Source organism: Bradyrhizobium sp. MOS002, assembly GCF_003020115.1.
Classification (GTDB): Bacteria; Pseudomonadota; Alphaproteobacteria; order Rhizobiales; family Xanthobacteraceae; genus Bradyrhizobium.
On sequence record NZ_PYFX01000001.1, the window covers coordinates 90,331 to 110,839 of the forward strand.

The 20,509-nt window shown below is 65.0% G+C and carries 28 protein-coding genes; 13 read left to right on the forward strand and 15 right to left on the reverse strand.

All coding sequences use genetic code 11. The features are described 5' to 3' along the window. Position 1: 1 nt before the first annotated feature. Positions 2-1,576: a DUF1800 domain-containing protein gene (locus C7G41_RS00470; protein ID WP_106940748.1), complete on the reverse strand. Its 1,575-nt coding sequence runs from the start codon at positions 1,574-1,576 to the stop codon at positions 2-4. Positions 1,577-1,689: 113 nt separating this feature from the next. On the opposite strand from C7G41_RS00470, the gene C7G41_RS38160 reads away from it, so the two are divergent. Further along, positions 1,690-1,902, forward strand: coding sequence for a cysteine-rich CWC family protein (locus tag C7G41_RS38160; protein ID WP_106940749.1), 213 nt, complete (start codon positions 1,690-1,692; stop codon positions 1,900-1,902). 65 nt (positions 1,903-1,967) lie between these two features. Here C7G41_RS38160 and C7G41_RS00480 read toward each other — a convergent pair whose 3' ends face one another. The 3 genes from C7G41_RS00480 to C7G41_RS00490 all read right to left on the reverse strand — a co-directional run bounded on the left by C7G41_RS00480 (position 1,968) and on the right by C7G41_RS00490 (position 3,788). Next, the gene (locus C7G41_RS00480; RefSeq protein ID WP_106941437.1) at positions 1,968-2,666 is read right to left on the reverse strand and encodes a glutathione S-transferase family protein; all 699 of its coding nucleotides are present in this window, start codon (positions 2,664-2,666) and stop codon (positions 1,968-1,970) included. Positions 2,667-2,781: 115 nt separating this feature from the next. Beyond that, entirely contained in the window at positions 2,782-3,012 is a 231-nt protein-coding gene (locus C7G41_RS00485) for a hypothetical protein (protein WP_106940750.1), read from the reverse strand. Beyond that, complete coding sequence (locus C7G41_RS00490; RefSeq protein WP_106940751.1) at positions 3,009-3,788, reverse strand: sulfite exporter TauE/SafE family protein; 780 nt, start codon at positions 3,786-3,788, stop codon at positions 3,009-3,011. The genes C7G41_RS00485 and C7G41_RS00490 overlap by 4 nt, the downstream gene beginning before the upstream one ends. A 257-nt stretch (positions 3,789-4,045) precedes the next feature. Between C7G41_RS00490 and C7G41_RS00495 the strand changes: the two genes are divergently transcribed. The 4 genes from C7G41_RS00495 (at position 4,046) to uvrB (ending at position 8,699) form a co-directional block, all read left to right on the forward strand. Next, a complete protein-coding gene (locus C7G41_RS00495; protein WP_106940752.1) occupies positions 4,046-4,963 on the forward strand; it encodes a LysR substrate-binding domain-containing protein in 918 nt (305 codons plus the stop codon). Between the two features lie 124 nt (positions 4,964-5,087). Then, positions 5,088-5,315 carry a hypothetical protein gene (locus C7G41_RS00500; protein ID WP_007596778.1) on the forward strand — a complete coding sequence of 76 codons (228 nt, stop codon included), beginning with the start codon at positions 5,088-5,090 and terminating at the stop codon, positions 5,313-5,315. Positions 5,316-5,370: 55 nt separating this feature from the next. Further along, positions 5,371-5,601, forward strand: a complete 231-nt coding sequence (locus tag C7G41_RS00505; protein WP_106940753.1) for a hypothetical protein — start codon at positions 5,371-5,373, stop codon at positions 5,599-5,601. 107 nt (positions 5,602-5,708) lie between these two features. Then, a complete protein-coding gene (gene uvrB / locus C7G41_RS00510) occupies positions 5,709-8,699 on the forward strand; it encodes an excinuclease ABC subunit UvrB (protein WP_106940754.1) in 2,991 nt (996 codons plus the stop codon). Between the two features lie 59 nt (positions 8,700-8,758). Here uvrB and C7G41_RS00515 read toward each other — a convergent pair whose 3' ends face one another. The 4 genes from C7G41_RS00515 to C7G41_RS00530 form a co-directional block, all read right to left on the reverse strand. Next, complete coding sequence (locus C7G41_RS00515; RefSeq protein ID WP_106940755.1) at positions 8,759-9,124, reverse strand: hypothetical protein; 366 nt, start codon at positions 9,122-9,124, stop codon at positions 8,759-8,761. A gap of 7 nt (positions 9,125-9,131) precedes the next feature. After that, positions 9,132-9,518, reverse strand: a complete 387-nt coding sequence (locus C7G41_RS00520; protein ID WP_106940756.1) for a hypothetical protein — start codon at positions 9,516-9,518, stop codon at positions 9,132-9,134. 111 nt (positions 9,519-9,629) lie between these two features. Further along, on the reverse strand, positions 9,630-9,809 hold the full coding sequence (locus C7G41_RS00525) for a hypothetical protein (protein WP_106940757.1): 180 nt from the start codon (positions 9,807-9,809) through the stop codon (positions 9,630-9,632). Between the two features lie 92 nt (positions 9,810-9,901). Continuing rightward, a complete protein-coding gene (locus tag C7G41_RS00530; RefSeq protein WP_106940758.1) occupies positions 9,902-10,144 on the reverse strand; it encodes a hypothetical protein in 243 nt (80 codons plus the stop codon). A 291-nt stretch (positions 10,145-10,435) separates the two neighbouring features. Between C7G41_RS00530 and C7G41_RS00535 the strand changes: the two genes are divergently transcribed. The 5 genes from C7G41_RS00535 (at position 10,436) to C7G41_RS37605 (ending at position 13,825) form a co-directional block, all read left to right on the forward strand. Then, positions 10,436-10,888 (forward strand): nuclear transport factor 2 family protein, encoded by a 453-nt coding sequence (locus C7G41_RS00535; RefSeq protein ID WP_106940759.1) that lies wholly within the window; start codon positions 10,436-10,438, stop codon positions 10,886-10,888. A 205-nt stretch (positions 10,889-11,093) separates the two neighbouring features. Further along, positions 11,094-11,534 (forward strand): nuclear transport factor 2 family protein, encoded by a 441-nt coding sequence (locus tag C7G41_RS00540; protein ID WP_018453530.1) that lies wholly within the window; start codon positions 11,094-11,096, stop codon positions 11,532-11,534. Between the two features lie 214 nt (positions 11,535-11,748). Then, positions 11,749-12,666 (forward strand): hypothetical protein, encoded by a 918-nt coding sequence (locus C7G41_RS00545; RefSeq protein ID WP_199198051.1) that lies wholly within the window; start codon positions 11,749-11,751, stop codon positions 12,664-12,666. Positions 12,667-12,995: 329 nt separating this feature from the next. Further along, positions 12,996-13,418, forward strand: coding sequence for a hypothetical protein (locus C7G41_RS00550; RefSeq protein WP_106940760.1), 423 nt, complete (start codon positions 12,996-12,998; stop codon positions 13,416-13,418). 269 nt (positions 13,419-13,687) lie between these two features. Further along, on the forward strand, positions 13,688-13,825 hold the full coding sequence (locus tag C7G41_RS37605) for a hypothetical protein (RefSeq protein WP_007614812.1): 138 nt from the start codon (positions 13,688-13,690) through the stop codon (positions 13,823-13,825). Between the two features lie 39 nt (positions 13,826-13,864). On the opposite strand, the gene C7G41_RS37610 is transcribed toward C7G41_RS37605, so the two are convergent. The 3 genes from C7G41_RS37610 to C7G41_RS00560 form a co-directional block, all read right to left on the reverse strand. Beyond that, complete coding sequence (locus C7G41_RS37610) at positions 13,865-14,011, reverse strand: hypothetical protein (RefSeq protein ID WP_007596790.1); 147 nt, start codon at positions 14,009-14,011, stop codon at positions 13,865-13,867. Positions 14,012-14,209: 198 nt separating this feature from the next. Further along, positions 14,210-14,692 (reverse strand): MaoC family dehydratase, encoded by a 483-nt coding sequence (locus C7G41_RS00555; RefSeq protein ID WP_106940761.1) that lies wholly within the window; start codon positions 14,690-14,692, stop codon positions 14,210-14,212. After that, positions 14,692-15,144, reverse strand: coding sequence for a MaoC family dehydratase (locus tag C7G41_RS00560; RefSeq protein ID WP_106940762.1), 453 nt, complete (start codon positions 15,142-15,144; stop codon positions 14,692-14,694). Before C7G41_RS00560 ends, C7G41_RS00555 begins: the two co-directional genes overlap by 1 nt. Before the next feature lie 177 nt (positions 15,145-15,321). On the opposite strand from C7G41_RS00560, the gene C7G41_RS00565 reads away from it, so the two are divergent. Continuing rightward, positions 15,322-15,618 (forward strand): DUF4282 domain-containing protein, encoded by a 297-nt coding sequence (locus tag C7G41_RS00565; RefSeq protein WP_106940763.1) that lies wholly within the window; start codon positions 15,322-15,324, stop codon positions 15,616-15,618. Positions 15,619-15,746: 128 nt separating this feature from the next. Here the strand turns inward: C7G41_RS00565 and ychF are convergent, their stop codons facing one another. The 4 genes from ychF to C7G41_RS00585 all read right to left on the reverse strand — a co-directional run bounded on the left by ychF (position 15,747) and on the right by C7G41_RS00585 (position 18,739). After that, the gene (gene ychF, locus C7G41_RS00570; protein ID WP_106940764.1) at positions 15,747-16,844 is read right to left on the reverse strand and encodes a redox-regulated ATPase YchF; all 1,098 of its coding nucleotides are present in this window, start codon (positions 16,842-16,844) and stop codon (positions 15,747-15,749) included. 5 nt (positions 16,845-16,849) lie between these two features. After that, positions 16,850-17,455 carry an aminoacyl-tRNA hydrolase gene (pth, locus tag C7G41_RS00575; RefSeq protein WP_106940765.1) on the reverse strand — a complete coding sequence of 202 codons (606 nt, stop codon included), beginning with the start codon at positions 17,453-17,455 and terminating at the stop codon, positions 16,850-16,852. 58 nt (positions 17,456-17,513) lie between these two features. Then, on the reverse strand, positions 17,514-18,233 hold the full coding sequence (locus tag C7G41_RS00580; protein ID WP_018453521.1) for a 50S ribosomal protein L25/general stress protein Ctc: 720 nt from the start codon (positions 18,231-18,233) through the stop codon (positions 17,514-17,516). Positions 18,234-18,487: 254 nt separating this feature from the next. Next, a complete protein-coding gene (locus tag C7G41_RS00585) occupies positions 18,488-18,739 on the reverse strand; it encodes an accessory factor UbiK family protein (protein WP_011090176.1) in 252 nt (83 codons plus the stop codon). Between the two features lie 169 nt (positions 18,740-18,908). Between C7G41_RS00585 and C7G41_RS00590 the strand changes: the two genes are divergently transcribed. Together C7G41_RS00590 and lgt are read left to right on the forward strand one after the other, a co-directional pair. Further along, positions 18,909-19,640 (forward strand): dienelactone hydrolase family protein, encoded by a 732-nt coding sequence (locus tag C7G41_RS00590; RefSeq protein ID WP_106940766.1) that lies wholly within the window; start codon positions 18,909-18,911, stop codon positions 19,638-19,640. Positions 19,641-19,654: 14 nt separating this feature from the next. Further along, the gene (gene lgt, locus C7G41_RS00595) at positions 19,655-20,500 is read left to right on the forward strand and encodes a prolipoprotein diacylglyceryl transferase (RefSeq protein WP_106940767.1); all 846 of its coding nucleotides are present in this window, start codon (positions 19,655-19,657) and stop codon (positions 20,498-20,500) included. Positions 20,501-20,509: the final 9 nt, after the last annotated feature.

A 20,509-nucleotide genomic window follows, 5' to 3' on the forward strand; every position in this document is an offset into this window, starting at 1 on the left:
ATCATCTCCTCTGCATTTCCGGCGACATCAACAGCAGCGCCAGCGCCTGCTGCCGCGACTCCGCCCGCTCGATGGTTTTGCGCGTTTCGATCGAGGCCGCATCTGCGGCGGCAAATTCCAGCAGGTCGAGCGGGTCGATGTTGGGGCCGAGCCGCGCGCCCATTTGCGCGGCGATGTCGAGCCGGAGCTTGATGCCTTCGGGCGCAGCCCAGGCGGCGCTGGTATCGGGGAAACCATTCGGGCCGGCCGGCGACCACAGCGGCTGGCCCAGCAGATTGAGGTTGTTGAGATAAGCGCCGGGATCCTCCGGCACGCGCGCGAGCAGCCGGCCGCTCGCGACCAGGAAATCATAGGGGCTGCGCATCTTGGTCAGCGGCGCCTGCCACGCCTCGTCGGACTCGACGAGTGCCGTCGCCAGCGCCTTGAGATCCCCGTCGGTCTTGATGAAGACATCGCGCAATCGCGCCACCAGCGCCGGCGGCGGATCGTCGGCGACGAAATGGCGGACGAACTTGGTGGCGATGAAGTTCGCGGTCGAGGGATGGCGCGCGATGTCAGCGAGGGCGGCTTCGCCTTGCGCAAGTCCGCTCGGCTCGTAGGTCTTGCCGAGCAGCATTTGCGGCCCGGGCTGGTGCGCATTGACGTTGAACACGAACGAACCGGGCGCCCCCAGCTGTCCCTGCCGGCCGGCAAAGGTCCAGCCGGTGATGATGCGGGCGAGCGAGGTGACGTCGTCCTGCGTGTAGCCGCCGCCGACGCCGAGCGTATGCAGCTCCATGATTTCGCGCGCGAGATTTTCGTTCAGCCCGCGCTTGCGGTTCTGGCCCGCGCGCGAATCCGGTCCGAGCGATTGCTGGTTGTCGAGGAAGAACAGCATCGCCGGATGCTGCTCCACCGCTTTCAGCATGTCGGCGAAACGCCCGAGCACGTGCGGCCTGATCGCCTCGCGCTCGAACGCGCCGGCCCATATCCGCGCCAGCTCGCCCTTGCTGGCGGAGATGCAGAAATGGTTGGACCAGAACACGACCAGACGTTCGGTGAAGCCGCACTCGACCAGGGTCGCGCGCTGCAACCGCGCCAACGCCTCGGCGCGAAAGGTCTTCTGGATGACGTTGAGCGGCTGCGGGGCGGGTTTTGCGGCAGGCGGCGCGGCCGCGTTGGGCTGCATGGTGTCCGGCTTCGCCGCGTTGTCCGCCGGCTTATTGTCGGTTGGCCTGACCTCGGCCATCTGGCCGGCGATCTCGGTTGCCGCGGCGTTCAGCGAGAGATTGCGGCGCAGTCCGGACTTCTGATCGGCGGGCGCCTGCGACGGCGCTTCGGTCGGCGCGCCGGCTTTGGCGGCGGCCTCGCGCGCCTGCTTGACCTGATCCTGATAGACGAACACCGCCTGCCCGAGCTGCGGCGTGGATTGCAGGCCCGGCGCCTCCAGCAGCACAGCGTTGGGACGCGCGAGTTCCGCCTTCACAAAACCGCGAGGATCGGAGGCCGCGTTGATAAGATCGCCGGATGCGCCGCCGCGGGCGCCGAAGCCGAAACGGTTGAGCGCGACGAGCGCGGCTTGCGAATCGCGGGCCATCGATGTGTCCTTCGCGCCTTGCCAACGCTTTCCTGATACGTGCGCGAGGCGTAATATACCGTAGCGGGAGATGAACCCGGCATGAAAATGACAGCACAGCTTTTGCGCAAATCATGACAAATCCGCAAGAAATGCCGGTGCAGGAACCGCGCCGCCTCGCCTGCTCCCGTTGCGGCACCGAATTCGGCTGCGATCTCTCAGGCACCTGCTGGTGCGCGGAAGAAACGGCGCGGCTGCCGATGCCGGTCAAGGGCGAGGATTGCCTGTGCCGGGCGTGCTTGCGAGAAGCGGCGGCGATGCGTAGCCCGGATGGAGCGCAAGCGTAATCCGGGTTCGTGCCACGCATTGCGACCTTCCCGGATTGCGCTGCGCTCCATCCGGGCTACGAAGCTTAGACCGCGTGCCCCGGCGATGTCCGCGCCATGCCGTCGAACGCATCCAGCAGCTTTTCGCGCCAGGCGTAGACCGGGTCATCCGCTTCCAGCAGCTTGAACGGGCTCGTCACGCGCGCCCACTGAAAACCGCCGAACACGATGTAGTCGGCATAGTTCGGTGCGGCGCCGCCGATGAAGGGCTGCCTCTTCAGGGTCTGCCGCATCGCCTCGAGCGATTTGCGGAAGGCGACCACGCCGGTATCGCGGCCTGCCATCACCTCTTCCAGCGTCTTGCCGCCGAAACGCGCCTCGCGCGACTGGCGGAAATAAGCGGCGTCCACCGCGTCCAGATTGTTCGGAATGTCGGCGATGATCAGCGGAAAGATGCCGCCGACGATGGCGATGTCGCCCCAGGCATTGAGCATGCGCGCCATGGCGCGGCCGCCCTCGCCGCCGAACAGCGACGGACGGTCCGGAAACTTGTCTTCGAGATAGGTCGCGATCGCCCAGGAATCGACCACCGGCTGGTCGTGATGCAGCAGCACCGGAACCTTCTCCGAGCCGTGCGGGGCGATCGCGCTCTTCTCGGTGAAGCGCCAGGGCAGCGTTTCCGCCGAAAGGCCCTTGTGCGCCAACGCCATCCGCGTGCGCCAGCAGAACGGGCTGAACGGTCGCGAGGCATCGACGCCGACGAGTTCGAACAGTTTGAGCGACATGAAAGAGGTCTCCCGGTATTCCGTCATTGCGAGCGAAGCGAAGCAATCCAGGACTGCCGCCGCGGAAACATTCTGGATTGCTTCGCTTGCGCTCGCAATGACGGATGTGGAGAGCTCACCGCCCGTTGGTGCGCAGCAATCTCTCGCCGTCCTTTGTCACCGCGATGATCAGCCCGAGGCCGGCGATCGTCTCGCGGGCGACGTAGCCGCGGTCGGCGGCGTCTTCCCAGATGGTGAGGCGCGGGCACGAGGTCTTCCAGGTCGCGATCACCTCGGCATAGGCGCGCGGCTCGCGCGCGACCCATTCGACGAAGTCCAGCACCAGCGGGTCGGCCGTCTCGCTCATTGCAAACCTCCCTTGTCGAAGGCTGCCAGCACGGGCGTGCGGACCAGCAGCCAGCTGCCATAGGCGATGTAGTAGCAGGCGATGGTGGTGATCAGCTTCATCGACCAGGCCACGAATTGCTGGTCGGTCATGGCTTCGAGGATGCGCCGCGCCAGCGTGGTGCCGAGCATGGACGCTGCGATCGCGACCCCGGCGAGCACGGGATCGAGCGTCGCGGCCTGGTCGATCACGCCGCCGAAATAGATCAGCTTGGTGAAATGGCTGACGAGCTGGCACATCGCCTTGGTCGCCACCTTCTCGCGCCGGCCGAAATCGCCGCCGAGGAAGAAGGTGTCGAGCAGAGGCCCCGACACGCCGGTCATCAGCATGAGGCCCATGCAGATCGTGCCGTAGACGGTGCCCTGCCAGAGACGGTCGGGATCCGGCTTGATGTTCGCGGGCAGCAGCCGCGCCATGAACGGGGTGATGCCGAGCAGCAGCAGCGCGACCGGCTTGTCCGGTACGTAGCGCGTGAGCGACCACGCCGCGAGTGCTACAGCCGCGCCGACCATATAGTTCGCGACCGGCCGCCAGCGGATATGCGCGCGCCAGAGAAAGGCGCGCCAGCCGTTCGAGGCCATCTGCGTGATCGCATGCAACACCATCGCGGTCGGCAGCGGCATCAAGGCCAGCAGCACGCCGATCAGGATCAGCCCGCCCGCCATGCCGAACAGCCCCGACAGGAACGCGGTGCCTACCATCAGCAATCCAAGGGCAGCGATCATGATGGGCGTCACGAGGGATCTCCTGTAAGGCAAGGGACGCACGCTGTTTCACTCCCTCGCCCCGCTTGCGGGGAGAGGGTGGGGTGAGGGGGAGTCTCCGCAAGGGAGCTAGCAGCGGGAATCGCGGAGGCTCCCCCTCACCCGCCACGCTTCGCGTGTCGGCCTCTCCCCGCGGGCGGGGAGAGGCGAAGGAGAACGTGCCCCGCTTGCCGCCGGCGCGCAAACTGAGTTATCTTGGCCTGGCATCAGCTTTTCTGAGGGTCGGTCATTTGCGGCGCTTGCTGTTTCTCAACGGCATCAAGGCATTCGAAGCCGCGGCGCGGGCCGGCAGCTTTGCCGCGGCCGGCCTCGAGCTGAGCGTATCGGCGGCCGCGGTCAGCCGCATGGTGCACATCCTGGAAGAACGGCTCGGCGTCGCCCTGTTCGAGCGCAAGGCCAACAAGCTGCTGCTCACGCAGGCGGGCCGCGCCTATCAGAGCGGGCTGACGCCGATCTTCGACGCGCTCGCGAGCCTCACCGCCCAAGTGACGGCGCCCTCGAGCGTCCGCGTGCTCACCATCGGCATCGGCCACACCTTCGCGATGCGCTGGCTGATCCCGCGCCTGTCGGAGTTTCGCAGCGAAGAGCCCGACATCGAGGTGCGCTTCACCACCGGCGGCGCGTCGGTGCCGTTCGGCGAGGACTGGAGCTGCGGCATCCAGCTCGGTACCGGCGACTGGCCGGGACTGGTGGCCGAGCCGCTGTTCGCGGGCGACCTCACACCGGTCTGCGTGCCCCGGCTGGCTTCCTCGCTGAAGCGCCCGGCCGATCTCAGGGGACCGAGCCTGATCCGGGTGGCGCATTCGCCCGATGACTGGCCGATCTGGCTCAAGGCCGCGAACCTCGCGCGCATCAACGCGCGGGGGCCGGAGTTCCAGTTCTACGGCCAGGCGCTTCAGGCTGCCGCCGACGGGCTCGGCATCGCCATGGGCATCCGGCCCTATATCGACGACGATCTCGCCGCCGGCCGGCTGGTGGCGCCATTCGACCTCTCGGTGCCCAAGGGCATGCGCTGGTACCTGCTCTATCGCAGCTTCCAGACCGAGCAGCGCGACTTTGCCGCGTTCCGCCGCTGGATCATGCGCGCGGCGTCGGAACCCGCCGCCCGTCCCGTCCGGCGGACCGGCCGCGTCAGCACGCGGAACTGACGCTGCAATCCGCCTTTGGGCAAAAAAGCCCGCCGCTTGTGAACGGCTTCACATCCTGAAATCCGCAAACGTGGTCTCCTGACCCTCCAACAAGGCGCTCGAACAAAACATTTTGGGGACTGCAATGACGACCCTCTACGACGGCTTTGACATCGAATCCTTCGAAGCTGGCCAGGGGCTTTGGCACGCCCGTATCCGGCGTGCCGATTTCAGCCCGGTTGCCATCGACGGCGTGCTGTTTCCGGCCATGGAAGTCGGCTTCGCCTGGCCTGATCCCGATGCCGCGATTGCCCATGCCAAGCATCACATCGATCGCTTCCGCCGGCGGGCCGACGACAGCGACGACGAATAAGCGAGCGGGACCGCAAGCGAACCAGGGAACGGCGCAGGGTCAGGGGAAACCGGTCATGTCAGTCATCGAATTCGAAGACACGTCGCGGCCGAGGATTTACACCCGCAATGTGCTGTCCAGCTGCCCGGAATGCGACGGCGATCTCACGGTGCTCCGCGTAATCGGCGGCCGTGCCGGATGCGAGTATTGGGCCATGCGCTGCACCGATTGCGGCAGCATCCATCTCGACATCCTTGAGCCGCGCCAGGCGGCCGGGGACGATGACGGACCGTCGCCGGCGGCCTGATCGCAAGATCCGGCAATCCAGGCCTGCTGCCAACCTGCTGTCAGCAGTCTGATCCGGGAGGGGCATTCGCTCTTTATTGCGAGGCGGACTCGCCCCATATTCGGAGCATGGCGAAGAAACCTGCATCCTCCGAAAAATCCGGCAAATCCCCCAAGGCCAAGGCTCCGAACGCGAAGGCGCCGAATTCCAAGGCGCCAAATTCCAAGGCGTCTCGCCCCGACGTGCAGCCGATCGGGCCGGCGCTGGCCGAGTTGCTCAATCCGGCGATCAATCGCGGCGATGCCGGGCTCGGATCGGGCACCGGCCTGCAGCCGCCCCCCGACAATTCGCGCGACCGGCGCTCCGGCGGCGAGGCCGCCGCGCATCGCGCGCGGGCCTCGACGCCGAAGGAGTTTCCGCAGGACAATACGAGGCCGATGCCGCTGCGGCCCAATCCGCAGCCGCTCGGCGCCCGCGATGCGGGGTTCCACGAGGCACCGCAAGCCAATTACGGAACCGCGGCCACGATACCGACGCTCGATCCGGAACTGGCCCGTCAGCTCGGCCTTCCCACGGAAGAGGACGATGCCGAAGCCTTGGCGCGCCCGCCGCGCAGCAAGATGGAGGCGCTCGGCGTCAAGGCGACCGCCGACGCGCTGGAATCGCTGATCCGCGAGGGACGGCCGGAGTTCCGCAAGGACGATGGCTCCACCAGGGTGTGGACCCCGCATCGGCCGCCGCGCCCGGAAAAATCCGAAGGCGGCGTGCGCTTCGAGATCAAGTCGCACTACGAGCCACGCGGCGACCAGCCGACCGCGATCGCCGAGCTGGTCGAGGGCATCAATCGCAACGACCGCTCGCAGGTGCTGCTCGGCGTCACCGGCTCCGGCAAGACCTACACCATGGCCAAGGTGATCGAGGCGACTCAGCGCCCCGCCATCATCCTGGCGCCGAACAAGACGCTCGCCGCCCAGCTCTATGGCGAGTTCAAGAGCTTCTTCCCCGACAACGCGGTCGAGTATTTCGTCAGCTATTACGACTACTACCAGCCGGAAGCGTATGTCCCTCGCACCGACACCTACATAGAAAAGGACTCCTCGATCAACGAGCAGATCGACCGCATGCGCCATTCGGCGACGCGCGCGCTGCTCGAACGCGACGACGTCATCATCGTTGCCTCGGTGTCCTGCATCTACGGTATCGGCTCGGTCGAAACCTACACCGCGATGACCTTCGCGCTGAAGAAGGGCGAGCGCATCGACCAGCGCCAGCTGATCGCCGACCTCGTCGCCCTGCAATACAAGCGCACCCAGGCCGATTTTACCCGCGGCACATTTCGTGTGCGCGGCGACGTCATCGACATCTTCCCGGCGCATTATGAAGACCGCGCCTGGCGCGTGAACCTGTTCGGCGACACCGTCGAGACCATCGAGGAGTTCGACCCGCTCACCGGCCACAAGCAGGACGAGCTCGAATTCATCAAGATCTACGCCAACTCGCACTATGTGACGCCGCGCCCGACGTTGGTCCAGGCGATCAAGTCGATCAAATCCGAATTGAAGATGCGGCTCGACCAGCTCCACGACCAGGGCCGCCTGCTGGAAGCGCAGCGGCTGGAGCAGCGCACCACGTTCGACCTCGAGATGATGGAGGCGACCGGAAGCTGCGCCGGCATCGAGAACTATTCGCGCTATCTCACCGGGCGCCTGCCCGGCGAGCCGCCGCCGACGCTGTTCGAATACGTACCCGACAACGCGCTGGTGTTCGCCGACGAAAGCCACGTCACCGTTCCCCAGATCGGCGGCATGTTCCGCGGCGACTTCCGCCGCAAGGCGACGCTCGCCGAATATGGCTTCCGGCTGCCCTCCTGCATGGACAACCGCCCGCTGCGCTTCGAGGAATGGGACATGATGCGGCCGCAGACGGTCGCGGTCTCGGCCACGCCGAGCGCCTGGGAGATCAACGAGAGCGGCGGCGTGTTCGTCGAGCAGGTGATCCGACCGACCGGCCTGATTGATCCGCCCGTCAACATCCGCCCGGCCCGCACCCAGGTCGACGATCTCGTCGGCGAGGTCCGCGCCACGGCCCAGGCCGGCTACCGCTCGCTGATCACGGTGCTGACCAAGCGCATGGCGGAGGATCTCACCGAATATCTGCACGAGCAGGGCATTCGCGTCCGCTACATGCACAGCGATATCGACACCATCGAGCGCATCGAGATCATCCGCGATCTGCGCCTCGGCGCCTTCGACGCGCTGGTCGGCATCAATTTGCTGCGCGAAGGCCTCGACATTCCCGAATGCGCGCTGGTCGCGATCCTCGATGCCGACAAGGAAGGCTTCTTGCGCAGCGAGACCTCGCTGATCCAGACCATCGGCCGCGCCGCGCGCAACGTCGACGGCAAGGTGATCCTCTATGCCGACCAGATGACGGGCTCGATGGAGCGCGCCATCGCCGAAACCGACCGCCGCCGCGAGAAGCAGGTCGAGTACAACACGGCGCATGGCATCACGCCGGAGAGCATCAAGAAGTCGATCGGCGACATCATGAACAGCGTCTACGAGCGCGATCATGTGCTGGTCGAGATCGGCGGCCACGACATGACCGACGACGTGATCTCGATCGGCCACAATTTCGAAGCCGTGCTCGGCGATCTCGAAACAAGAATGCGCGAGGCCGCCGCCGATTTGAACTTCGAGGAAGCCGCCCGCCTGCGCGACGAGGTCAAGCGCCTGCGTGCGACCGAGCTTGCGGTGGTCGACGATCCCACCGTCAAGCAGCGCACGGTGCAGGGCAAGGCCGGCGCCTATGCGGGAGCGAAGAAATACGGCGACGCCGCCAATTTGCCGGTCAGCGCCATGAAGAAGAAGACCGTGAGCTCCGCGCTGAAGGCGAGCGGCGGCAGCGGCTCGAAGGTGCACAAGCCGCATCTCGACGAGATGCACGGCCCGGAGTCGCTGCCGTATCGGGGGGACCGCGCTCTGCCGTCAAAACCGTTCGGCGGTGAAAGCCGCATCATCCAGCCGACGGATTCAAGGCAGTCGGGGCCGGAGTTCGGCCCATCGCCGCGGTCGAGCGGAGGCGCGCCGGGGCATAGAGGCGGGTGGAAGAAGAGGTAGGGGGCGCAGAGCGCCGGCGCCGCCCATGGTTATGGCGGCGTTCGAGAATGATGTGCCCCTCACCCCACGCTTGCCGCCAGCAGCGACAGCAGCAGCACTGAGGCCACCAGCTGCTTCGACGTCGCCGGCTTGGCGCGCCAGCGGGCGATCTTGTCGGAGAAGGACAGGCCGGCGTCGAAGAACAGCGGTTCGTAGGCGTTCTTTGCAAATCTCGGGAATGTCGATCCCGCCCAGATGGCGAGACAGCTGTAGAAGATCGACGCCATCGCGATGGTGAGGACATGACTGCCACCGCGGTCATGTCCCAGCAGCTTCACCATCAGCGACGCCGCGGCGAAGATCGGGAAGCCCTGAAGGATCGTGGTGAGCGCAAAGCCTTCGAGCCGGTTGAGCGGGGCGGATTTCGACGCGGTGATGAAGGGCATGATGCGATCACCCCACGCTCGCCGTCACCACCGCCATCACCGACAGCAGCAGCACGATCGTCATCAATTGCAGCGAGGCGACCGGTTGGGTGCGCCATGCGGTGATCTTCTCAGTGAGCGACAGATGGGCCTCGAAGAACTTCGGTTCGTAGACGGTCTTGAACAAATGCGGGAAGCTCGGCCCGAAGGTCACCGCGAGCAGGGCATGGGCGAGCGAGGCGATGGCGACGAAGATGGCGACGCCGGGATCGCCGACCAGGTCGTGATTGCCGACCAGCTTGAGCAGGAAGGCGGCGGCGGCGAAGGTCGGGAAGCTCTGCAGCGTCGCGGTCAGCGCGAGGCCTTCGAGCGCGTTGTGCAGGCTGGACTTTCTGGCTCTGGCGATGGCGGCCATGGCACGTCTCCCTGATGACATGGGGAGGACGATAGCCGCAGGGGAAGGCGCGCGATGTGAGCTGGCTCACGCCCGGCCGAGAGCCCGGGACGTGAGGCAGCCGGAACCGGCTCAAAGCTGGCGAAAGAAAACGAGATAGATGGCGAGGCCGATCGTCGAGAATGACAGCAAGACGCCGACCCAATTGTACTTGACGCCCGCAGAACGGGACGCCTTCCCCACGAAAGCGACGACGAAATACAGGAACAGGATTGCGAGGACTAAACCCCACAAGGACTTCCCGGCGTCCATCGTTCCCTCGCCTGGTTCAACCCCAGCGCTCGCGAACGGAATTTACCATCGAAGCATGCCGGATAGAAGACGGCGGGAGCACAGTTTTGCCGTTACAGCTTGCCCTGCCCGTTCATCTGGCTCTGCTGTTGCCGTTGCCTCTCCTGCTCTTGCTGCTCCTTGGCTTGGTGGCGGCCGTAGAGGCAGCCGGCGGCGGCGCCGAGGACGCCGTGATGACCGGCATAGTGGCCGGCGACGCCGCCGACGACGGCGCCCTTGATGCAGCCCTTGGCGTTGGCGGGGGAGGTCGCACCAAGCATGAGAAGTGCGGCGGCGATGGCGGCGAGGGATTTCATGGATCAATGTCTCCGGATGCGGTGTCGCAGTCTCAACAAGCACGGGCCCGTCCCGGTTCCCGCGTTCGGTGCGGCGCGCGCACCCTGTGCTTCGCGCGCCCATGCAGCCGAGCGCCGCGCGAATTCGTGCAGGTGCGCAGTAACTCAACCCCTGATTGCCGCCATGAACCTGGCATTGCGCTCGCGCGTCATATCGTCTGCAACATCCCCTGTGGTTTTGCGGATTGCCGGGGTCCGAGGCCGCGCGTTAGTTTTACGCAAGCTTCAGTCAGCGAATGAGGGACGGGCGGAATGACGGTCGAGAAGCTCAATCGCCAGCGCGTGCTGCATCTGCTCGACGCCATCTCGCGCAGCGATCTCGAGGCCGCGCTGTCGTGCTGCACCGACGACGTCGACTTTCTCACCCACGCGCCGATCGACGTGCTGCCGCACATGGGCCCCTGCCACGGCAAGAAGGAACTCGGCGAATTCTGGCGCACCGTGCAGGAGCGATACGCCGAGATCCGCTACGAGGTGCCGCAGATCGTCGCCGAAGGCGACGCCGTCGCGGCCTATCTGCGCGTGTTTTTCAGGAAGCGCAGCAACGACCGCATCATTCAGGTCGACATGGCCATATTTTATACGTTCCGCCACGGCCAGGTGGCGCAGATCCGCGAGATCATCGATTCCTATGACCTGGTGCAGCAGGTGCTGGAACGCGAGATCGGCCCGCTGATCGTGGGCGAGCGGGTGGACGGGGGCTAGACGGCCCGGACCGGGAAACTACGGGGTCCTATTGTAAATCTCACACGCCGGGATCAATTGTGCATTGCAAAAACGTGAATTGCGTTTTGGCCGAAACGGCGTATTTTGTTCGTATACAAATGAGTTGAGCGACCCCGCGGCACCTTCCTGTGCGCTTGGGGTTGTTTTTCGTTTTTTTCGCAAGCCAGCTTCAGGACTGCCCAAGATGACAGAGCACAGCCTCTGGCGTTTCTCGCGCGCATTGCACCGCGCGATCAACGACCGGCATTTCGAGGATATCGAGGCCCTGATCGACGAGGACGTCGAGTGGGCGCTCTACGGCCCGATCGACATGTTTCCGTTCCTCGGCGCACGCCAGGGCAAGGACGCCGTGCTCGACGTCATCCGCCAGTTCGCCGACAATTTCCAGGTCCGCCGCTTCGACCGCGAGAGCATCATGCTCGGCGTCGATTCCGCCGCCTCGATGCTGCGCTATTCGCTGACCGCGCTGGATTCCAGCAAGCCGATCAGCTTGCGGGTGGCGCAGTTCGCCCAGTTCAGGGCGGGCAAGCTCACCAGCATGCGCGTGCTGATCGACACGTTTGATCTGGTCGAGCAGGCACTTGGCCGCGCCATTCATCTGCCGAAGATGACCAGCGTCGGCTGAACGGAACACCAACGGGCCCCGCTGTTCGGGACCGATGGCTGATGCTCCCCGCGACGCGTCCTGGCCTCCAGCCCCGCCGGATGCAATCGTGGAGAAGCTCGTCATCGGGCGCGCGCCTTTCGCGCGGCCCGTTGGTTCACGTTTGATGGAACCGCCACAATTTCGCAACGATGGTTCCGCATCCTCGGCCGGAACTGGGCTGACGGGCAGGACGATGGAATTCGCGACAGGGTTTGGCTGGACCAGGCTGCCGATGCTGGCGGCCGCTTTCATCTTGGGATCGGTGCTGACGGTTTCGGCGCAGATCATTCCGCCCTTCTCCCCCGGCCCGGCCGCAGCGCCCGACGACGAGGCCGAGACGGCGGAGGCCCCCGACGTCAACGACCCCGACGTGCTGAGCGGCATCGACGTCGACAAGCTCGACTGGGGCCAGCTCGCGATCGACGCCGGCACGCTCAACGACATCGTCGCCGCCAAGAAGCGCGCGCAGGCCGCCGCCAAGGACGGGCTGAACTGGGCGACGAACGCCAACGCCAACGGCTCCTCGGCGGTGACGGTGAAGCAGTCGGTATCCTCATTCTGGGACGCCCGCATCGGCGCCGACATGACGGTGACGAGCGAGCCGCGGACGATGTCGGAGCTGATGGCGCAGAAGGCCACCAATGGCGGCAGTGTGCCTCAGTCGTCCGGCAGCGCCTGGGCGGCCGCGACCGCGCCGGGCGCGGGCGCGATCTGGGACAAGACCGCGGTGGAAGCCCGCGTCGATCCCGGCGCCGAGCAGAGCAAGCTCGGGGCCTCGCTGACCAAGTCGGTGCCGCTGTCGGGTGACACGTCGCTGACGCTCCAGAACGGCTACAGCGTCAACCAGCAGGGCACCACGGCGCTCCCCGGCGTCGGCGGTCACATCACGCGCAATTACGAGACCGAGCAGTCGGCCAAGGTCACTCTCACCGACACCGGCACCAGCATCACCGCGGGCCAGTCGCTGTCGACCACCGACGACAAATGGCTGCGCAAGGTCGGCGCCGAGCAGAAACTGTTCGACAACGTCACCGTCTCCGGTTCCGTCGGCGAAACCTCGCAAGGGGCGATCAACAAGAGCCTGACGGCGGGTTTCAAGAAGAGCTGGTAGATCCACCTTCCTCACTCATCTGAGGAGCGCTCCAACGGAGCGCGTCTCGAAGGATCGAGGCCCACTGCGAGAGCCGGGCCTGCATGGTTCTCGCGGCGGGGCGCAGCACCGTCCGCCGCGCGCTTCGCGCTCCTCACCATGAGGAGATAGGTTCTTCTCCGCGGGCGCGTTCAGACTCCCGTAACCATACGCCACGGCAAAACCCCCGAATGGACCGCCCTTGCCGCACCACGGCCAAGTTGCGGCCAAAATCCGACGCCCTAGTCCCAGACTGACGTCGTCGTGCGGGGGACACTCGCGCTGCGCTCAACGCGAACAGGGGAATAACGATGAACGCCATGCGTCCGGAAAAGACCGAAGCCACCGAGACCGAGACCGTCGACACCAACCTCGCCGCCGTGACGGAAGTCGAAGCCGGCATCCGTGACTTCGTCCGCAACGACATCGCCTATCTGCGCCGTCCGGCAGCGACCGCCACGGACGCGCCGCCGCTCGATCCGAGCGCGGAGGCCACCGTCACCAACGTCAACTCGCTGATCCAGCGCGTCGCCGGCACCTCGCTCGCCGAGATCGAGAATCTGATCTCCGAGCTCGAGAGCCTGCGCGACCTGCTCCACGCCGAAGGCCAGCGCGTCCAGCGCGAGATCTCCGGCTATGCCCAGCTCAGCCAGGCCGCGATGAAGTCGACCCGCATGATCGCCGACAACGTCTCGCAGTGGAAGCGCGCCGCCGACGGCCTGCGCAACAGCTGATCGCTGACATCCCGCATCACCGGCCGCCGCGTTCCGAAAGGAGCGCGGCGGTTTTGATTCGTGAATGCCTTCTCAAGCGCAGCTGTCATCACCACGAAAGCGGGTGATCCAGGATTCCAGAGGCAGCGAGGCCAGAATCGAGAAGCCGCGGCGTACTGGATGCCCCGCTTTAGCGGGGCATGACAGCAGAGGGTTTTGAACTTCCCGCATCCCCCCGGCGACTAACGCCAAGCGCTCTTGCCATCGCGGCCGGGCTTGGGGGAAATTTCATGGAAAGCATTCGGCCCGACACCACCGACCCGATACCGCTGCGGCCCGCGCCGAACCAGTTCGGCACGATCATGCTGCGGTTTGTGGGATTGCTGGCGGTTGCGATCGCGATATTGGCGTTCGTCTATAGCCGCTGAGGCGGAGCCTGATGACGGCCCCGCGGAGTTAACGAAGTCTTACCGGGCGGCTTCCACGGTCGAAGCTTCCAGGGTGTAGGCACCATCGGCATAGCCCTTCACCACCATGCCGGCGACCAGCATCACGGCCAGCGTCGCGGTAGCAAAGATGAATCCGACCAGCTTGAGTGCGCCGCGGTCTGCCATGGTCCTCGTCCCCTGTACTCTGCCCAGTTCGTTCAAATAGACAGCGACAGGTTCATAATTGGTTAGCAACTCGATGGTTCCGCCAACTGCTTCGCGGGAAAACCATGTTGCGCAGGCTTATGGCAGCCACCCGGAATCGCGTCCATAGCGCGGGAGCAACACTCGCACGCTGTTTTTGTCGTTCATCCTGGAACGAATCTAACGGCCGTTCGCACGCATCGGCACGAAGGCACTGGCGGTGATGGCGTAGACGTCCTCGCCCCGCTGGTTGGTGCCGGTGGTGCGCGCGGTCAGGATGCCCCAGCCCGGTCGCGAGGCCGAGTTGCGCTTGTCGACGACGACGTTGACGTAGGTGATGGTGTCGCCGGCGAGCACCGGCCTGATCCAGCGCAGGTCGCGAAAGCCCGGCGACGGGCCCCACACCGCGACCTCCTCGCCGCGCGAAGCGGCTTCCCGCGCCAGGCGCTGGCCGTCGGCGACAAGCAGGCTCATGCAGGCCGAGCCGACATGCCAGCCGGAGGCCGCGAGCCCGCCAAACAGCGAGTTCTTGCCCTCCTCCTCGTCGAGGTGAAAACGCTGCGGATCGAATTTTGCGGCGAATGTCTTGATCGACTCCGCCGTGAACGTATAGGTGCCGATCTCGCGGCGATGCCCGATCTCGATCTCCTCGAAAAACGGCATCAGACCGCTCCCTCGCGCCGCTTGATCAGGATCGGCGACGTCATCTCGCACAGCGCCTGCCCCGCCGCGTTACGCACGGTGCATTTGAACTTAACGATGCCGAGCTCCGGGCGACTCTTCGAGGTACGGGCCTCCACGACGTCGACGTCGAGCATGAGGTCGTCGCCGGGCCGCAAGGGAGACAGCCACCGCACCTCATCGACACCGGGGGAGCCCAGCGAGGCGGCGCGGGTTATGAAACCGTCGGCCATCATCCGCATCATCAGCGAACAGAGATGCCAGCCCGAGCCGGACAAGCCGCGCAGCATGCTTTTGCTGGCGGCCTCCTCGTCGAGGTGCATCGGCTGCGGATCGAACTCGGCGGCAAAGGCTACGATCTCGTCGCGCGTGACATGGCGCGGGCCGAATGTTCCGAACCGGCCGGGCGGGAAATCTTCGAAGGTCAGGGTCATCTTGGGAAAGGTTTGAGGGAATGACAGATTGTGGCCGCACTTTGCGGCAATCTCAACCCGCCGGCCCGCATGGCTCGTGCTACATTCGATGCACGGCGTTGGTCTTGAGTCGGATCGATCAGGGGCCACGATCCATTTGCGAGGCCCGACAACACCCGAATTGCCCTGGGGAGAGCAATGTTTTCATTCAGCGACCTGTTTCAATGGGACCGCTTCATCACGCCGACGATCATCAAGACCTTCTACTGGCTGGTGATCGCGCTGATCTGCCTGTTCGGCCTCTCCGGCATTTTCTCAGGCCTCGCGATGATGGCGATCAGCCCGTTCGGCGGCTTCCTGATGCTGCTGTCGTCGATCGCGAGCGTCGTCGTCGGGATCGTGTTCTCGCGCATCATCGCGGAGCTGATCCTGATCATCTTCCGCATCAACGAGCATCTCGGCGCGATCAGGGATCAGGGCGGCGGGTTGCGGTGAGGCAAGCACCGGCGCCGTAGTGGCGTAGGGTGGGTTAGCCAAAGGCGTAACCCACCAACTTCGTTCGGCAAACGAGGACGCATGGTGGGTTACGCTTCGCTAACCCACCCTACGAATCTATCGAGATCTTACGTATTGAACCTGAAATGCATCACGTCGCCGTCGGCGACGACGTATTCCTTGCCTTCGAGGCGGAGCTTGCCGGCATCGCGGGCGCCGGCTTCGCCGCCCAGCGCGACGTAGTCCTCATACGCGATGGTCTCGGCGCGGATGAAACCCTTCTCGAAGTCGGTGTGGATCACACCGGCCGCGCCCGGCGCCTTGGTGCCGCGATAGATGGTCCAGGCGCGCGCTTCCTTCGGGCCCACCGTGAAATAGGTGATGAGGTCGAGCAGCGTGTAGCCGGCGCGGATCAGGCGATCGAGGCCGGCCTCTTCGAGGCCCAGCGTCTCCAGGAAGTCGGCGCGTTCGTCACGTGAGATGGTGGCGATCTCGGATTCGATTTTTGCCGAGATGACGACGGCAATGGCGCCTTCCTTGGCAGCCTGGTCCTGCACCGCCTTCGAGAACGAATTGCCTGATGCGGCCGAGCCTTCCTCGACGTTGCAGACGTAGAGCACGGGCTTGGAGGACAGCAGGCCGAGCATCCCGAAGGCGCGCTCTTCCTCGGCCTTGCGTTCGACGAGACGCGCGGGCTTGCCCTCGCGCAGCAGCACCAGGGTGCGATTGACGAGGTCGAGCTGCTCCTTGGCGTCCTTGTCGTTGCCCTTGGCCTTCTTGGACAAATTGTCGACGCGCTTTTCGAGGCTGTCGAGATCGGCGAGCATCAGCTCGGTCTCGATGGTCTCGATGTCGGCGAGCGGGGCGATCTTGCCCTCGACATGGGTGATGTCGGAATCCTCGAAGCAGCGCACGACATGCGCGATGGCGTCCGTCTCGCGGATGTTGGCGAGGAACTGGTTGCCGAGGCCTTCACCCTTGGACGCACCGCGCACGAGGCCGGCGATGTCCACGAAGGTCAGCCGGGTCGGGATGATCTGGCCCGACTTGGCGATCGCTGCGAGCTTATCGAGCCGCGGATCCGGCACAGCGACCTCGCCGACATTCGGCTCGATCGTGCAGAACGGATAGTTCGCCGCCTGCGCCGCGGCCGTCTCGGTCAGCGCGTTGAACAAGGTCGATTTGCCGACATTGGGCAATCCGACGATCCCGCATTTAAATCCCACGAGCGTTAATCCTTGCCGTTGTCGTCCTTGGTCAAAAATCCCTTCGCCTGCATGGCGAGGTGCACCCTGTTGGCGAAGGTCGCGTCCGTGCCTTTGGCAACCAGTGCCGCGTGCTCGGCTACCGCGTCGCAGAGCGTCGCCACCCAGTCGTTGTCGGCTTTGGCGAAGTCCGACAGCACGTGGCCGTGCACCAATTCCTTGACGCCGGGATGACCGATGCCAAGCCGCACCCGGCGGTACTCGTTGCCGATATGGGCGGAGATCGAGCGCAGGCCGTTATGGCCGGCGATACCGCCGCCGATCTTCACCCGCACCTTGCCCGGCGGCAATTCGAGCTCGTCATGGAATACGGTGACGTCGCCCGGCGCGATCTTGAAGAAGCTTGCCGCTTCCTGAACGCTGCGGCCGGACTCGTTCATGTAGGTCATCGGCTTGAGCAGGATCACGCGCTCGGTGCCGAGCGTGCCTTCCGAGGTCTCGCCCTGAAACCTGCGGCGCCAGGGCGCAAAACCATGACGCCGTGCGATCTCGTCGACGGCCATGAAGCCGACATTGTGCCGGTTACGTGCGAATTTCGGGCCGGGATTGCCGAGCCCAACAAACAGTCGCATGACGCGGCGCGCCCCTCGCTCGGCGCGCGGTCAGGGACCGCGCGCCAGCTTTGAGAGATTACTTCTTCTTGTCGCCGCCGGCGGGAGCCTTGGCAGCCGGAGCCTTGGCAGCCGCTGCCGGAGCAGCAGCACCCGCAGCAGGAGCGGCACCAGCCGCCGGAGCAGCAGCACCCGCAGCAGGAGCAGCAGCCGCGGCCTTCAGCTCTTCGGCGTAGCCGGACGGCGGCACGATGGTGACGAGGGTCGCGTCCTCGGAGGTCAGCGCCTTCACGCCGGCCGGCAGCTTGATGTCCGAGAGATGCAGCGAGTGACCGATTTCGAGCGAACCGACGTCAGCCTCGATGAACTGCGGGATGTTCTCCACGCCGCACTCGAGCTCGATCGCATGCGCAACGATGTTCACGGCGCCGCCGCGCTTCACGCCGGGCGAACCTTCAGCCTTCACGACGTGCAAGGGAACGCTGATGCGGATGGTGGCGCCTTCGCCGAGCCGCATGAAGTCGACATGGATCGGGAAGTCCTTGACCGGATCGAGGTGGTAGTCGCGCGGAATCACGCGGTGCTTGTTGCCTTCGAGGTCGATGTCGACCAGCGTGGTCAGGAACCGGCCGGCAAGGATGCGCGAGCGCAGTTCGCGATCGTCAACCGAGATGGTCAGCGGGGGCTGGTTGTTGCCATAGATCACTCCGGGCACTCTCCCGGCGCGACGCTCAGCCCGGGCGGCCCCCTTGCCGCTCTTCGGACGTGCGGTCGCCTTCAATTCCTTGACGGTCGCCATAACGTTAAGTCCTTGTTTTTGCAAAAGTTAATGGGCCGCAGCGCGGCCCATGGCATACGCCGCAGCAAGCCTCCAGGGGTGCGGGGGCTGCGGACGTGGCGGGCTTTTACCCGGAAGACGCGGAAATGACAAGGAGAATGGGCTGCCGGGCGTCCCTGAACTGTCGGTCATTCCGGGTCGGTCGCGACAGCGATCGAACCCGCTCGAGATTCCGGGTTCGATCGCTGCGCATCGCCCCGGAATGACGGAAAAGTCTACCCGCCGAGCTTGGCCTCCAGCGCCGTGATGCGCGCCTTCAGGGCCTCGTTCTCCTCACGCGCCAGGCGCGCCATGTCCTTGACCGCCTCGAACTCCTCGCGCTTGACCAGGTCCATGTCGCGCAGGAATTTTTCGGCCTGGGTGCGCATCACCGTGTCGAACTCGCGCTTGACGCCCTGCGCGGCACCGGCGGCGTCGTTCATCAGGCGGCCGATCTCGTCGAAAAACCGGTTGTTGGTCTGGGTCATGTCGGTCTCCTGGCGGCTTTCGATGAACTCTGCGCGAACGCGCGGGGAGACAATGGCAATCCGATTGGGCCGGTTCAAGGGCCGATCGGCGGTATCCTTGTCATGCCCCGGTTTCCTTGCAATCGTATTCAACGTCCCTGCATAAGAAGAATCACAAAAGGCGCTCGAGATGATCGACCAGCAGATCGCGATCCCCACCAAGGACGGTCACACCGCAACCTTCATCAGCTATCCCGAACGCGGCGGGCCGTTTCCGGTCATCCTGTTCTACATGGACGCGCCGGCGATCCGCGAAGAGCTGCGCGACATGGCGCGCCGGCTCGCGACATCGGGCTATTACGTGATGCTGCCGAACCTCTATTACCGCTCCGGCGTGATGGAGCTCGGCGCGCTGCCGGCCGATCCGAACGCGCCGGAGCGCAAGCGCATGTTCGCGCTGATGGACTCGCTGACGATCCCCATGATCATGGACGACACGAGGGCGCTGCTCACCTATGCCGAGGGCCAGGCGGCCGCCAACACCAAACTGATCGGCACCGTCGGCTACTGCATGAGCGGCCGCTACGCCGTCAACGCCGCCACGCATTTTCCCGATTGCGTCAAGGCCGCGGCCTCGGTCTACGGCACGAAGCTCGCAACCGACCAGGACGACAGCCCGCATCTCGCGGCAGCCAAGACCAAGGCTGAACTCTACTTCGCCTGCGCCGAGACTGACATCTACGCGCCCGCCGAGATCATCGAGAAGGTCAAGCAGGGCATGAGCGGCGCCAAAGCCGAGGTCGAGATCTATCCCGGCACCCATCACGGCTTCGCGTTCCCCAAGCGTCCGGTCTATCACCGCGACGCCGCCGAGCGGCATTGGGAGCGCCTGCTGGCGCTCTATCGCCGCAATCTCGTCTAGACATAGAAGGTGCGATGCCCTTTCTGCTCATCGACTTTCCCGCCTTCAAGCCGATTGCGATCGAGATCGGTCCGTTCGCAATCCGCTGGTATGCGCTGGCCTATATCTGCGGCATCGTGTTCGGCTGGCTCTATGCGCGCTCGCTCCTGAAGAAAGAACGCCTGTGGGGCGGCCCGGCGCCGATGTCGCTGGTGCAGATCGACGACTTCATTCTGTGGGTCACGCTCGGCATCATCCTGGGCGGCCGCACCGGCTATGTGCTGTTCTACAATCTGCCCTTCTTCATCGATCATCCCGCCGCGATCTTCAGGCTGTGGGAAGGCGGTATGTCCTTCCACGGCGGCTTCCTAGGCTGCGTCGTGGCGGTGATGTGGTTCGCCTATCGCAACGGCATCTCGATCCTGTCGCTGGGCGACATCACCACCGCAGTCGCCCCGGTCGGATTGCTGCTCGGCCGCATCGCCAATTTCATCAATGGCGAATTGTGGGGTCGCGCCGCCGACCCGGAGCTGCCCTGGGCGATGATCTTCCCCAACGATCCCACCCAGCTGCCGCGCCATCCGAGCCAGCTCTACGAGGCCGGCATGGAGGGCATTTTGCTATTCGCGGCCCTCGCGATCATGATCCGCTTCGGCGCCCTGAAGCGGCCGGGCATGATCCTCGGCGCCTTCATCCTGATCTATGGCTTGAGCCGGATCGCCGGCGAGCATTTCCGCGAACCGGACGCCCAGCTCGGCTTCCTCTGGGGCGGATTAACCATGGGCATGCTGTTGTCGATCCCGATGCTTATTGTAGGCGGCATACTTATTGTATTGGCAGTGAGGCGCGGTGCGCCCGAGCCCGCAGGGGCTATTCGTTAATTCCTTTTG

Excerpts from the sequence above, each read along its gene's own strand:
- C7G41_RS00470 (WP_106940748.1), bottom strand. The coding sequence starts at position 1,576 with ATGGCCCGCGATTCGCAAGCCGCGCTCGTCGCGCTCAACCGTTTCGGC.
- C7G41_RS38160 (WP_106940749.1), top strand. The coding sequence starts at position 1,690 with ATGACAAATCCGCAAGAAATGCCGGTGCAGGAACCGCGCCGCCTCGCC.
- C7G41_RS00480 (WP_106941437.1), bottom strand. The coding sequence starts at position 2,666 with ATGTCGCTCAAACTGTTCGAACTCGTCGGCGTCGATGCCTCGCGACCG.
- C7G41_RS00485 (WP_106940750.1), bottom strand. The coding sequence starts at position 3,012 with ATGAGCGAGACGGCCGACCCGCTGGTGCTGGACTTCGTCGAATGGGTC.
- C7G41_RS00500 (WP_007596778.1), top strand. The coding sequence starts at position 5,088 with ATGACGACCCTCTACGACGGCTTTGACATCGAATCCTTCGAAGCTGGC.
- C7G41_RS00505 (WP_106940753.1), top strand. The coding sequence starts at position 5,371 with ATGTCAGTCATCGAATTCGAAGACACGTCGCGGCCGAGGATTTACACC.
- uvrB (WP_106940754.1), top strand. The coding sequence starts at position 5,709 with ATGGCGAAGAAACCTGCATCCTCCGAAAAATCCGGCAAATCCCCCAAG.
- C7G41_RS00515 (WP_106940755.1), bottom strand. The coding sequence starts at position 9,124 with ATGCCCTTCATCACCGCGTCGAAATCCGCCCCGCTCAACCGGCTCGAA.
- C7G41_RS00520 (WP_106940756.1), bottom strand. The coding sequence starts at position 9,518 with ATGGCCGCCATCGCCAGAGCCAGAAAGTCCAGCCTGCACAACGCGCTC.
- C7G41_RS00525 (WP_106940757.1), bottom strand. The coding sequence starts at position 9,809 with ATGGACGCCGGGAAGTCCTTGTGGGGTTTAGTCCTCGCAATCCTGTTC.
- C7G41_RS00530 (WP_106940758.1), bottom strand. The coding sequence starts at position 10,144 with ATGAAATCCCTCGCCGCCATCGCCGCCGCACTTCTCATGCTTGGTGCG.
- C7G41_RS00535 (WP_106940759.1), top strand. The coding sequence starts at position 10,436 with ATGACGGTCGAGAAGCTCAATCGCCAGCGCGTGCTGCATCTGCTCGAC.
- C7G41_RS00540 (WP_018453530.1), top strand. The coding sequence starts at position 11,094 with ATGACAGAGCACAGCCTCTGGCGTTTCTCGCGCGCATTGCACCGCGCG.
- C7G41_RS00545 (WP_199198051.1), top strand. The coding sequence starts at position 11,749 with ATGGAATTCGCGACAGGGTTTGGCTGGACCAGGCTGCCGATGCTGGCG.
- C7G41_RS00550 (WP_106940760.1), top strand. The coding sequence starts at position 12,996 with ATGAACGCCATGCGTCCGGAAAAGACCGAAGCCACCGAGACCGAGACC.
- C7G41_RS37605 (WP_007614812.1), top strand. The coding sequence starts at position 13,688 with ATGGAAAGCATTCGGCCCGACACCACCGACCCGATACCGCTGCGGCCC.
- C7G41_RS37610 (WP_007596790.1), bottom strand. The coding sequence starts at position 14,011 with ATGGCAGACCGCGGCGCACTCAAGCTGGTCGGATTCATCTTTGCTACC.
- C7G41_RS00555 (WP_106940761.1), bottom strand. The coding sequence starts at position 14,692 with ATGCCGTTTTTCGAGGAGATCGAGATCGGGCATCGCCGCGAGATCGGC.
- C7G41_RS00560 (WP_106940762.1), bottom strand. The coding sequence starts at position 15,144 with ATGACCCTGACCTTCGAAGATTTCCCGCCCGGCCGGTTCGGAACATTC.
- C7G41_RS00565 (WP_106940763.1), top strand. The coding sequence starts at position 15,322 with ATGTTTTCATTCAGCGACCTGTTTCAATGGGACCGCTTCATCACGCCG.
- pth (WP_106940765.1), bottom strand. The coding sequence starts at position 17,455 with ATGCGACTGTTTGTTGGGCTCGGCAATCCCGGCCCGAAATTCGCACGT.
- C7G41_RS00580 (WP_018453521.1), bottom strand. The coding sequence starts at position 18,233 with ATGGCGACCGTCAAGGAATTGAAGGCGACCGCACGTCCGAAGAGCGGC.
- C7G41_RS00585 (WP_011090176.1), bottom strand. The coding sequence starts at position 18,739 with ATGACCCAGACCAACAACCGGTTTTTCGACGAGATCGGCCGCCTGATG.
- C7G41_RS00590 (WP_106940766.1), top strand. The coding sequence starts at position 18,909 with ATGATCGACCAGCAGATCGCGATCCCCACCAAGGACGGTCACACCGCA.
- lgt (WP_106940767.1), top strand. The coding sequence starts at position 19,655 with ATGCCCTTTCTGCTCATCGACTTTCCCGCCTTCAAGCCGATTGCGATC.